Annotated in this window: 10 protein-coding genes; 8 read left to right on the top strand and 2 right to left on the bottom strand. The window is 70.5% G+C overall.

Annotated features, from left to right (window positions below):
• Positions 1-74: 74 nt before the first annotated feature.
• Genes ABTZ89_RS26795 through ABTZ89_RS26780 form a run of 4 tightly spaced genes read left to right on the top strand, consistent with a single transcriptional unit; the run spans position 75 to position 4709 of the window.
• Complete coding sequence (locus tag ABTZ89_RS26795; RefSeq protein WP_502949601.1) at positions 75-1310, top strand: RNA polymerase sigma factor; 1236 nt, start codon at positions 75-77, stop codon at positions 1308-1310.
• Between the two features lie 46 nt (positions 1311-1356).
• Entirely contained in the window at positions 1357-2628 is a 1272-nt protein-coding gene (locus tag ABTZ89_RS26790; RefSeq protein WP_351049645.1) for an FAD-dependent monooxygenase, read from the top strand.
• A 33-nt stretch (positions 2629-2661) separates the two neighbouring features.
• Complete coding sequence (locus tag ABTZ89_RS26785) at positions 2662-4479, top strand: carbon starvation CstA family protein (RefSeq protein ID WP_351049642.1); 1818 nt, start codon at positions 2662-2664, stop codon at positions 4477-4479.
• Positions 4476-4709, top strand: a complete 234-nt coding sequence (locus tag ABTZ89_RS26780) for a YbdD/YjiX family protein (RefSeq protein WP_351049639.1) — start codon at positions 4476-4478, stop codon at positions 4707-4709. The genes ABTZ89_RS26785 and ABTZ89_RS26780 overlap by 4 nt, the downstream gene beginning before the upstream one ends.
• Positions 4710-4803: 94 nt before the next feature.
• Here ABTZ89_RS26780 and ABTZ89_RS26775 read toward each other — a convergent pair whose 3' ends face one another.
• Entirely contained in the window at positions 4804-5289 is a 486-nt protein-coding gene (locus tag ABTZ89_RS26775; protein ID WP_351049637.1) for a MarR family winged helix-turn-helix transcriptional regulator, read from the bottom strand.
• Positions 5290-5362: 73 nt separating this feature from the next.
• On the opposite strand from ABTZ89_RS26775, the gene ABTZ89_RS26770 reads away from it, so the two are divergent.
• Both ABTZ89_RS26770 and ABTZ89_RS26765 read left to right on the top strand, forming a co-directional pair.
• Positions 5363-5785: an SPW repeat protein gene (locus ABTZ89_RS26770; RefSeq protein WP_351049634.1), complete on the top strand. Its 423-nt coding sequence runs from the start codon at positions 5363-5365 to the stop codon at positions 5783-5785.
• Positions 5786-5967: 182 nt separating this feature from the next.
• The gene (locus tag ABTZ89_RS26765) at positions 5968-9324 is read left to right on the top strand and encodes a TM0106 family RecB-like putative nuclease (RefSeq protein WP_351049630.1); all 3357 of its coding nucleotides are present in this window, start codon (positions 5968-5970) and stop codon (positions 9322-9324) included.
• Between the two features lie 38 nt (positions 9325-9362).
• On the opposite strand, the gene ABTZ89_RS26760 is transcribed toward ABTZ89_RS26765, so the two are convergent.
• Positions 9363-9749, bottom strand: a complete 387-nt coding sequence (locus tag ABTZ89_RS26760) for an alpha/beta hydrolase family protein (protein ID WP_351049627.1) — start codon at positions 9747-9749, stop codon at positions 9363-9365.
• Positions 9750-9830: 81 nt separating this feature from the next.
• Between ABTZ89_RS26760 and ABTZ89_RS26755 the strand changes: the two genes are divergently transcribed.
• Both ABTZ89_RS26755 and ABTZ89_RS26750 read left to right on the top strand, forming a co-directional pair.
• Positions 9831-10703, top strand: coding sequence for a LysR family transcriptional regulator (locus ABTZ89_RS26755; RefSeq protein WP_351049624.1), 873 nt, complete (start codon positions 9831-9833; stop codon positions 10701-10703).
• 226 nt (positions 10704-10929) lie between these two features.
• On the top strand, positions 10930-12009 hold the full coding sequence (locus ABTZ89_RS26750) for an alkene reductase (protein WP_351049622.1): 1080 nt from the start codon (positions 10930-10932) through the stop codon (positions 12007-12009).
• Positions 12010-12015: the final 6 nt, after the last annotated feature.

The raw sequence follows: 12015 nt of genomic DNA, 5'->3' as shown, positions 1-12015 counted from the left end.
TCGACCGCAGCGCGATCTCCGGCGCGACGCGAGGTCAGTACCTGGCGATCTCGCTGTCAGCCGCCCAGGACTACATCGACTTGCGCACGGAGGACTTGCTGCGCGAGCTGGCGCCGCAGGTCCTCACCGCCCTCGTCCGCCGCTACGGCGTCTTCGACTCGTGCGAGGACGCCGTGCAGGAGGCGCTGCTCGCAGCGGCGTTGCAATGGCCGGAGGGCGTGCCGGACAACCCGCGCGCGTGGCTGGTCACCGTCGCGTCGCGCAAGCTCGTCGACCAGATCCGCAGCGATGCGGCACGACGACGCCGCGAGGACTTGACCACTCCGCAGTCCGAGCTGCTCAGCACCGCAGAAGCTCAGGACGACTCGCTGGAGCTGCTCTTCCACTGCTGCCACCCGGTCCTGTCCGCACCGAGCAAGATCGCGCTGACCTTGCGCGCGGTCGGCGGCCTGACCACGGCGCAGATCGCCGCCGCGTTCCTGGTGCCGGAAGCGACGATGGCGCAGCGCATCAGCCGCGCCAAGCAGAGCATCCGGGGCGAAAGCCTTGCGATGCCGGAGGAAGCGCGCGACGGGCGGCTCGCCGAGGTGCGGCACGTGCTGTACCTGATCTTCAACGAGGGGTACACGACCACGGGCGGATCCGACCTGACCGCACCGGAACTGTCCACCGAAGCGATCCGCCTCGCCCAGATGCTGCACCGCTTGGTGCCCGACGACGCCGAAACCGCAGGTCTGCTCGCTCTGATGCTGCTCACCGACGCACGTCGTCCGGCGCGCACCGGACCGCACGGCGAGCTGATCCCGCTGGCGGAACAGGACAGGACCAGTTGGGACAGCGCGTTGATCGCGGAGGGCATCGAGCTGATCAGCCGCACCCTGCCGCGCGGCGAGGTCGGCCCGTACCAGCTGCAAGCCGCGATCGCGGCAGTGCACGACGAAGCGCCGGACGCGAAAAGCACGGACTGGCCGCAGGTCCTCGCCCTGTACGACATCTTGGCGCAGTTCGGGCCGAACCCGGTGGTCGCGCTCAACCGAGCGGTCGCGGTCGCCGAGGTCCACGGCCCGGAAGCTGCGCTCGAACTGCTGGAAGCACTGGCCCGGGAAAAGCGCATGGCCCGCCACCACCGCCTCCTGGCCACGCGCGCGCACCTGCTCGAAAAGCTCGGTCGGCACGCGGAATCCGTTGCGGCGTACCGCGATGCGGCTCGGCATACGACCAGTGCCCCCGAACGGCGGTACCTCGCTGACCAGGCACAACGGGTTAAGGGGGTATGCCGCGAATCACCCGGTGGGGGAGTGATAAGTTGATCAGTTTCCCTTTCGATCGACGTGATCGATCCGTTAGCTTCCGGGCATGGGAGAGGGAAGCGCGGGCCGAGTGCTCGTAGTCGGAATGGGAGTGAGCGGTACCGCCACCGCGGCGCGATTACGCGCGGCCGGTTGGACGCCGGTGATCGTCGAACGAGCGGCGCAGCGGCGGTCCGGCGGGTACTTCATCGTGTTGTTCGGCGCTGGTCACGAGGCTGCCAAGAGGTTGGGGATCCTCGAGCACATGCACGACCGCGCCGGGTCGAAGGACAACCTGGACATCGATCGGCGCGGCGGCGCGAGCGCGAGCGCGTCGTTCTCGGATCTGCTGGGCGATCCCTGGCTGATGCTGCGCGGCGACGTCGAGCAGGCGGCTCACGCGGCGCTGCCGGACGACGTCGAGGTCCGGTTCTCGACGGTGCCGACGGCGATCGAGCAGGACGCCGACGGCGTCGACGTGACGCTGCTCGACACTGCGTCGGGCGCGGAGACGACAGAGCGGTTCGACCTGGTCGTCGGCGCGGACGGCGTGAGGTCGACGGTCCGGTCGCTGGTCTTCGGGCCGCACGAGGACTACCTGCAGCGGCTCGGGTACATGATCGCCGCGTTCGAGTGCCAGAACACGCCACCGGGTCTCGTCGAAGGCCAGAGCGCCACCATGCTCGAACCCGGCAGATCCATGTGGATCTTCGCGTTCTCCGACCACAACCCCACGACGCTGCTGACGTACAAGACCGACGACGTGGACGCGGAGTTCAGCCGGCCACCGGCGGAACGCCTTCGCGCCGCCTTCGGGCCGGAACCGCTGGGCGAGTCCCTGACCAGTGCTATCGCCGAGTTCGAGGCCAGCGATCAGGCGGTGTTCGACTCGGTGGAGCAGGTCCGCATGGACTCCTGGCACCGCGGCCGGGTCGTCCTCGTCGGCGATTCCGCTTGGTGCGTCACGCTCTACACCGGAATGGGCGCGTCTTCTGGCCTGATGGGTGCGGATCTGCTGGGCACTGCGCTGGAACAGCACGACGACGTCGAAACCGCCCTGGCGGAGTGGGAGCGCTCGCTGCGCCCCTACATCGACTTCTACCTGGACAAGGCCGCTGAGCAGCGCAAACTGTTCGTCGCGGACAGCCGGCTGGAGATCCGGATCCGCAAGCTGGCGTCGATGCTGGCGAAGATCCCGTTCTGCAAACCCCTGGTAGCGCGAATGCTGCAGATCGACTCGATCCTCGAGAACAAGGGCGCCGACATCATCGACAAGATGCTGACCACCCTGTCGGGGGCGAACCGCCGCCAGCGCGACTCAGTCGCAGAGTCCGCCTGATCGGGCTCCGTGGCGGCTGCCTCCGTCTCGTGAGTGTTTTGGGTCATCGTCGGCGTCATCTTCGCCGGCGCGGTGCAGGACCTGCTGGTGCTGTTCTTCTCGATGCGCCGCAACGGCCGTTCCCTCGGTCAGATGGCGCGCGACGAGATCGGGCCGGTCGGCGGCGTGGCCGCCCTGGTCGCCGTGCTCGCGATCATGATCATCCTGCTGGCGGTGCTGGCGCTGGTGGTGGTCAACGCGCTGGCCAAGTCGCCGTGGGGCGTGTTCTCCATCGCGATGACCATCCCGATCGCCCTGTTCATGGGGTTGTACCTGCGCTACCTGCGGCCGGGCCGGATCATCGAGGTCAGCGTCATCGGGTGCGCGCTGCTGGTGCTGGCCATCGTCGCGGGCGGTTGGGTGGCCGCCTCACCGCTGGCCGGTGTCTTCACGCTCAGCGAGGTCGCGCTGGTCTGGTGCCTGATCGGCTACGGCTTCCTCGCCTCCGTGCTTCCCGTGTGGATGCTCCTCGCCCCGCGCGACTACCTGTCCACCTTCATGAAGGTCGGCACGATCGCGCTGCTGGCGGTCGGCATCCTGATCACGCTGCCGAGCACGGTGATGCCCGCCTTCACCGAGTTCGCCTTCAACGGCAAGGGTCCGGCCTTCTCCGGTTCGCTGTTCCCGTTCGTGTTCATCACGATCGCCTGCGGTGCGCTCTCCGGTTTCCACGCGCTGATCTCCTCGGGCACCACGCCGAAGCTGGTGACGAAGGAGCGGCAGGTCCGGCTGATCGGCTACGGCGCCATGCTCACCGAGTCGTTCGTGGCGATCATGGCCCTGGTCGCGGCGAGCGTGATCGACCAGGGGCTGTACTTCGCGATGAACTCGGCGGCCACGTCGACCGGTGGCACCGCGCAAGGCGCGGCCACCTTCGTCAACGGACTGGGTCTGCCCGGGGTGTCCATCACGCCCGAGGCGCTGAGCCAGGCCGCCGCGGCCGTCGAGGAGAAGACCTTGGTGTCGCGCACCGGCGGTGCGCCGACGCTGGCGGTGGGCATCTCGGAGATCCTCGGCGCCGTGTTCGGCGGTGCCGCGCTGAAGGCGTTCTGGTACCACTTCGCGATCATGTTCGAGGCGTTGTTCATCCTGACCACTGTGGACGCCGGGACCCGCGTCGGCCGGTTCATGCTGCAGGACACCCTCGGCAACCTGATCCCGAAGTTCCGCGACACGTCGTGGAAGACCGGTTCGATCGTGACGAGCGCGCTGATCGTCGCGGCGTGGGGATCGATCCTGCTGATGGGCGTCACCGATCCGCTCGGCGGCATCAACACGCTGTTCCCGCTGTTCGGCATCGCCAACCAGCTGCTGGCCGCCGTCGCGCTGGCGGTGTGCGTGACGATCATGTGCAAGACCGGTCGCGTGCGGTGGGTGTGGGTCCCGGGCATCCCGCTGGTGTGGGACGCGGTGGTCACCCTCACCGCGAGCTGGCAGAAGATCTTCAGCGGCAACCCGTCCATCGGTTATTGGGCGCAGCACAACGCGTACCGGGACGCGCTGGCCGCCGGGAAGACGTCGATGGGCCAGGCCAAGAACGTCGAGCAGATGGAACAGGTCGTCTACAACACGTTCGTGCAAGGCACGCTGTCCATAGTCTTCGCGGTCCTGATCGTGATCGTGCTCGTCGACGCCGCGCGGCGCTCGATGGCAGCCATCCGCGGCGGCGCGATCGACGACACCGAGCACCCCGCCGAACCGTCGAAGGTGTTCGAACCAGCGGGACTGATCACCACGGCCGAGGAGAAGGCGCTGGCACAGCGCTGGAAGGAGTACGAGTCGACCGGAACCGAACGGGTGGGGTCGGGTTGACCGGCACCGACCGCGCTGCACGCCCCGGCCGCCGAGTGGCCGGGGCGCTGCGCCGAGCCGCGCGCAGGGCGATCTGGTACGTCCGCGAAGTGGTCGGCGAGAACGACTACCAGCGCTACGTCGATCACCTGCGCGCACGTCACCCGGACCGCACACCGCCGTCCCGGCGCGAGTTCGAGCGGATGAAGACCGACCGGATGGAGTCGAACCCGAAGACGCGCTGTTGCTGAGAGCCAGGCGCGCTGCCGCTCAACGGAATCGGTGCCGCACCGGCCGAAACCCCTTGCCCAAGACCAAGTTGCTCCCAACCCGAGGAGCGGCTGATCAGCCGTGCGAGTAGGGGGTCAGGTGGTCACCCAGCTCCTCGTCGTCGGCCGCGAGCGCCGCCAGGTGCTGCAAGGTCTTCGCGGCCGTGTCGACCTCGCGCGGGTCGAGCTGCGCCAGCAGGCGGGCGAGGGTGTCGCGCCGGGACGCGCGTACGCGTTGGACCAGCTGGTCGCCTGCGGGAGTGAGGGCGAGCGTGACGACGCTGCGTTTGTCCGGTTCGCGGGTGCGGGAGATCAGCCCGCCGAGCGCCAACCGGTCTCCGAGGCGCGTCACCGAGGACGCGTTCAACCCCAGCGCCGCCGCGGCACGCGAGGACGGGAGTGGCCCCTGTTCCGCCAGGGCCGCGAGCAACCGGAACTGCGGGAGGGTCACCGGTTCGCCCGCCAGGCTCCGGGACGCCAGTCCCACCAGCATGCGCGTGGCCGTCTCGAACGCGCTGATCGCGTTCGAGTCGCACGTCCCGGCGTCCGACGCAGACTTCACAGCAGCAAGACTTGCATAGCGCAAATCCGCATGTCAACCTGGATGTAGCACCACAGCGTCGGGGAGGTGCGCCATGACAAGTCAGCAAGTTCCCATCGCACGGCATCCCGATCTCGCGGAGCTGCGGGCCCGCTACGACCAAGTCGCCGAGACTCCCCTCGCGCAGACCACGTACTCCTTGACCGTCCTGGCCGGGCTGTACGTCGCGCTGTCGCCGTGGATCGTCGGCTTCGCGGGCATGAGCACGCTCGCGGTCAACAACCTGATCATCGGCCTGACCGTTGCCGGGCTGGGCATCGGCTGCGCTTCGGCCTTCGGCCGGCTCCACGGTGCCGCGTGGCTGATCCCGGTGCTCGGGGTGTGGACGATCATCACGCCCTGGGTCATCAGCGGTGCCGTCGCGACGATGCCCGTCGTGATCAGCAACGTGATCAGCGGAGCCGTCGTAGGCGTGCTCGGCATCGCAGGCGCGGGCATGATGCTGCAGCACCGCTGACCATCCCAACCGTCGGCACTCGGCCAACCGCGCCGGTGGGACGCGGCTGCGGTCGGGTGCCGACCGACTCGCTGCTGAATCGGGGGCCGTTCCCGCGCAGCGGTGGGCGTGTGCCGCGAGCCTCGGCGTGTCGGCACCCGGGGCGGCGGCCAGGACGGGCGCGCATGGAAGACTGCCTGGCGATGCATACCCCGTCCGACCTCGCCGACCTGCTCGAATGCGAACACCGCAGCATCCTCAAGCAAGCGTTGGCGGCGGGGCTGCCCGGCGCGCCGCGCCCGGGCTCCGGGCCCGACCGGCTGGCCGTCAAGCACGGTCACGCGCACGAGGCGGCCGCGCTCGAACGGCTCCGCGGCGAGCGCAAGACCGTGGTCGAGATCGACGAGCGCGACCCGGTCACCGCCGCGAAGGCCACCGAGGAAGCGCTGCGGGCGGGCGCACCGGTGGTCTACCAGGCCGTCTTCCACGACGGCGAGTTCTCCGGCCGCGCCGACTTCCTGCTCCGCGACGACCAGGGCCGCTACGAGGTCTACGACACGAAGCTCGCGCGGCACGCGAAGCCCTCCGCGGTCGTGCAGCTCACCGCCTACGCCGACGCGTTGCGCCGGGCCGGTTGGCCGGCCGGGCCGGAGATGCACCTGCTGCTCGGTGACGGCACCACGCGCAGCCTGCGCGTCGACGACTTCCTGCCGCTGCTCGACCGCCTCCGCGACCGGCTCACCACTCGGCCGCCGCGGCTGCCGGAACGCATGTGGGCCGACGAGCGCCCCGCCTGCACCGGCTGCGGCTTCGCCGACCACTGCTCGTCCGCGCGCGAAGCGGACCGGGACCTGTCGCTGGTCGCGGGCATGCGCGGCGAACAGCGGCGCAAGCTCGTGACGGCCGGGCTCGGCACGATCGACGCGCTCGCCACCGCCGAGCCGGCGGACCGGCCGCGCGACATGTCGGCGGGCACGTTCGCGACCTTGCGCGCGCAGGCCGCGATCCAGGTGCGGCAGGACGAAACCGGGGAATTGGCCTACGAGATCATCGACCCGTCGGCGCTGGCCGAGCTGCCGCCGCCGAGCCCGGGCGACATCTTCTTCGACATGGAGGGCGACCCGTACGCGCTCGCCGGAACCGGGCTGGAGTACCTGTTCGGCGCGGTCACGCCCGACGCCCGCTTCACGCCGTTCTGGGCGCACACGCGTCCGCAGGAGAAGCGCGCCTTCGAGGAGTTCATCGACTTCGCCACCGCCCGGCTCGCCGACGATCCGGACGCGCACATCTTCCACTACGCGCCGTACGAGGTCACGGCCGTCAAACGGCTCGCCGCGGTGCACGGAACGCGCGAGGAAGCCGTGGACGAGCTGCTGCGCAGCGGCCGGATGGTCGACCTGTACGCCGTGGTGCGCAAGGCGTTGCGCGTCGGCCAGCGGTCGTACTCGATCAAGTACCTCGAACCGCTGTACATGCCGGACGCCCGCGACGGCGACGTGAAGACGGCCGCGTCGAGCATCGAGGCGTACGAGGACTACCTGACGCTCACCAAGGCCGGTGAGGTCGAAGAGGCCGACGAGGTGCTGCGCGGCATCGCCGACTACAACGAGTACGACTGCGTGTCCACGTTGCGGCTGCTGGAATTCCTGCACCGCGTCCGCGAGGAAGCGGGCATCGAGCTCGCGACCCCGGAGCCGGAGTCCGAAGTGGACGCCCTGCTGCGGGAGGCGGAGGAGGAAGAGGCCGCGCTGCGCCGGGCCGAACGCGCGGCTGCCCTGGCGGCGCTGGTCGACCCGCTGCTCGACGGCCTGCCCGACGATCCCGCCGACTTCACCCCGGACGACCACGCCCGCGCGCTGCTCGCCGCCTCCGTCGGTTACCACCGGCGCGAGACGAACCCGGCGTGGTGGGAGTTCTTCCGGCAGCTCGCCGCACCGGTCGGCGACCTGGAGGTGGACACGACCTGCGCGGTGCCGGTGTCGGTGTCCGCGGGCGAGTGGGTTCCGCCGTCGGGGCGGCAGCGCACGGCCAAGCGCACGCTCACGGTGGCGTGCGACCCGGACCGGCCGCATCCGTTCGCGGTCGGGGACGGCGTGCGGCTGCGGTACGGCGCCGACGCGCGGGACGCGAAAGTCGTGGCGGCGTCGGCGGTCGAGCTGACGTTGGAGGAGAGCAGCGCGCCGGACAGCACGTCGGACGAGCGACCGGTCGCGGTCCTGCCGGGCAGCCCGGTGCGGCCCGCGCCGAAGGACGAGGCCGTGGCCGACCTGGCCCGGCTGGTCGGGGAAGCGCTCCCCGAGCTGCCCGCTCATCCGGGCGTGGACCTGCTGCGCCGGATCCCGCGGTTGCGCGGCGGCGCGCTGCCCGCACCCGGTGCGGACACGGTGGCCACCGCGATCGAGGCGGTCGACGCGCTCGACGGGTCGGTGCTCGCGGTGCAGGGCCCGCCCGGAGCGGGGAAGACGTACTTGGCGGGCAAGCTGATCGCGCACCTCGTGCGGTCCGGGCGGACGGTCGGTGTGACGTCCAACAGCCACAAGGCCGTGGAGAACGTGCTGTCCGCCGCGCTCCGCAACGCACCGTCGATGGCGTGCGCGAAACGGCCGCGCCGGACGCCGGATCCCGAGCTGCCGTGGGAGCAGCCGAAGACGAACAACGCGTTGGCGAAGTGGCGCGAGGAGCACAACGACGGGCACCTCGTCGGCGGCACCGCGTGGACGTTCGCGAACGCCGCCGTGCGCGAGGAACCGTTCGACGTGCTGGTGATCGACGAGGCCGGGCAGTTCGCGCTCGCGGACGCGCTGGCCGTGTCGATGTGCGCGAAGAACGTGGTGCTGCTGGGCGATCCCCAGCAGCTGCCGCAGGTCGTGCAGGGCACGCACCCGGCGGGCGCGGAGGCGTCGGCGCTGGGGCACCTGATCGGCGACGCGGACATCATGCCGCCCGAGCTGGGCTACTTCCTGGACCAGACGCGGCGCATGCACCCGGCCGTGTGCGCGCCGGTTTCCCGGTTGTCGTACGCGGGTTTGCTGCACTCGCACCCGTCCGCGGACCGTTCGGTCGACGGCTTCGCCTCCGGGCTGTACCTCGCGTCGGTGGAGCACCGCGGGAACACCACGCGGTCGGTCGAGGAAGCGGCGCAGGTCGTGTCGGTGATCGCGGACCTGCACGGGCGCACGTGGCAGGGCCGCCCGCTGGCGGACGAGGACTTCCTCGTGGTGGCGCCGTACAACCTGCAGGCGCGGACGGTCACCCGCGCGCTGGCCGACGCCGGTTTCGGCGACGTGCGCGTCGGCACGGTGGACCGGTTCCAAGGCCAGGAAGCCCCGGTCGTGGTGACGACGATGACGTCCTCGTCCGCGATCGACCTGCCCCGCGGGCTGGATTTCCTGTTGTCCCGCAACAGGTTGAACGTGGCGCTGTCGCGAGCGCAGTCGGTGGCGGTGCTGGTGTGCAGCCCGCGGCTGCTGGAGGCCGACATCCGGACGGTGGAGCAGATGCGGCTCGTCTCCGGGATGCTCGGACTGCTGCGGGACGCCCGCCCCTGGCCCGCTCGCTGACCCCGATCGTCCTCGTCCGCACGAGCGGCGACGGACCGTCACAGGTGTTGGGCGAGGAACTCGGCCGCTTCCGACGACGATGCTTCGAACTGCTCGACGCAGGGGGCGAAATGTCCGCCGGGCAGGATGCGCAACCACTTGGGTTCCAGTGCCCGCTCGTAAGCCGCCAACTGGAGATCCGTGCCGGACAGGGTGTCGTCCGCAGCGACGACCATGAGCAGCGGCCGGGGGCTGACCAGCTCGACGTACGCGCTGGCGTCGTACACCCTGCTCCACTCCCCGGTGCGGACAGTGACCTCGTTGCGCCATGCCGGTCCGAGCGCCGCGCTGCCCAGGAAGAACTCCCGGGCGTCCGCGTCGGGGTACACCGGGTCGTCGGCGGGGTCGCCGACGATCGGACGGGTCGCCGGAGCCGCGCCGTTCATCCGGGCGACCAGGTGCCATCGGATAAGTAAAATATCTTCTTCATAGGTTCTCTATAAGCACGCGTGATAGCTTGGTGGCTCGTGGAACTCCGCATCCTGGAATACTTCGTCGCGGTCGCCGAGGAGGCGTCCTTCACCCGCGCCGCCGCTCGCTGCCACGTCGCGCAACCGGCGATCAGCCAGCAGATCCGCGGCTTGGAACGCGAGCTCGGCGAGGCGCTGTTCTACCGCGAGCCCCGCTCGGTGCGGCTGTCCCCGGCAGGAGAGGCGCTGCTGCCGCACGCCCGCGCAGCGCTGTCCGCGGTAGCGGCGGCTCAAGCCGAGTTCGCCGCTCGTTCCGGCCTGCTCACCGGAGACCTCGGAGTCGGCACCGTCGACGGCGCCCACATCACCGCGCTGCCGGACGTGCTCGGCGCGTTCCACCGCCGCTACCCCGGCGTATCGGTCCGCCTCGTCAGCGGCACGAGCGGCCCGCTGCTGTCCCAAGTCCGCACCGGTGCCCTGGACGCCGCCGTCGTAGCCCGTCCCCGGCAGTCGCCGGACGACCTCGAGTTCCGGACCCTCCTGCGGGACGAGATCGTGGCCGTCGTCCCCCACGACCATCCCGCCGCGGAGGCGGGCAGGATCTCTTTGGCCGCCCTGGCCGACACCCCGCTGATCGGCTACGGCTCCGACAGCGGATTGCGCCCCCACCTGGAGGAGGCCTTCGACACCGCCGGTACCGCCTTCCGCCCCGCCTACACCGCGAACGACGTCGCACTTCAGATCGCGCTCGCCGCGGCCGGGGCCGGGATCGCCCTCACCCCCGCCGCCGAGGTGGTCGACGACAGCGTGACCGCGGTCGCCTTGTCCCCGGCCATCCCGTACGAGAAGGCCCTCGCGTGGCGCCGCACCCCTGCGCCCGCCGCGCCGCTGCGCGCCTTCCTCGCCCTCCACGAGGAAGCGGGCCGGTGAAGCGGCCCGGCGCTCCTCGTGGGAAAAGTCACCGCTGGACGAAGTTTTCGCAGGGCAGGGCGCCGACCAGCTTCGCTTCGGTCAGGGCTCGGGAATTCTCCCCCGTTCCCGTTCGTCGACTGGTGGAGGATCACGTCCGCCCGGCTGAATCCGGAACAACGTCCCCGGTCGATGCCGCACGTGCGGCGGCACGCAGTCGACATGCCCCGAAGAGGAAAGGCACTACATGCGCCTGTTCGAGCAGTACCAGCTCGGCCCCACCACGCTGGCCAACCGCGTTCTGATGGCCCCGATGACCCGCGCCCGGTCCTTCGAGACCGTGGCCACCGAGCTGAACGCGCGCTACTACGCGCAGCGCGCGAGCGCCGGGCTGATCATCGGCGAGGCCACCCAGGTCAGCGAGCTCGGCGCGGGCTACCCGTACACGCCCGGCATCTACACCGACGAGCAGCGGGACGGGTGGCGCCTGGTCACCGACGCGGTTCACGAAGCCGGTGGGCGCATCTTCGCGCAGCTGTGGCACGTGGGGCGCTCCGGCCACCCCTCGGTCCACGGGCAGACTCCGGTCGCGCCGTCCGCCATCGCGCCGGACCTGGACATCTTCACCCCCGACGGGCCGCAGCCGATCCCGACCCCGCGGGCGCTGGAGACCGACGAGATCCCCGGCATCGTCGAGGAATTCCGCCACGCGGCGCGGCAAGCCCGCGCGGCCGGTTTCGACGGCGTCGAGATCCACGGCGCGAACGGCTACCTGATCGACCAGTTCCTGCAGACCGGGACCAACAAGCGCACCGACGCCTACGGCGGATCGGTGACCAACCGGGTTCGCCTGCTGCAGGAGATCACCGAAGCAGTCATCGAGGCGTGGGACGCCGAGCACGTCGGCGTGCGCCTGTCCCCCGGCGGCACCTTCGGCGACATGCACGACGACGACCCGGCCGAGACGTTCCACCACGCGATCAAGGCGCTCGACGAGTACGGGCTGGCCTACCTGCACGTCGTCGAGACGTCCCAGACGACGCCGCCGCAGGGGCTCATCCACGTCGGCGGACCGACGGCACTGGCCCGCTCGGCGTACTCGGGCACCATCATCACCAACGGCGACTTCGACCGGGACAGCGCGGAGGAGATCCTGGCCTCCGGCAACGCCGACCTGGTCGCCTTCGGCCGCCCCTTCATCTCCAACCCCGACCTGCCGGAGCGCTTCCGCACCGGGGCGGAGCTGGCCGAGGGCGACCACGCCACCTTCTACGGCGGCGGCGAAGCCGGCTACATCGACTACCCCGCCCTCGCCGACCGCGCCTGATCCGTC

Source organism: Saccharopolyspora sp. NPDC002686, from assembly GCF_040295745.1.
Lineage (GTDB): Bacteria > Actinomycetota > Actinomycetes > Mycobacteriales > Pseudonocardiaceae > Saccharopolyspora > Saccharopolyspora oryzae.
The sequence above is the reverse complement of the archived record's forward strand: the minus strand, read 5'-3'. Positions and strand labels throughout refer to the sequence as shown.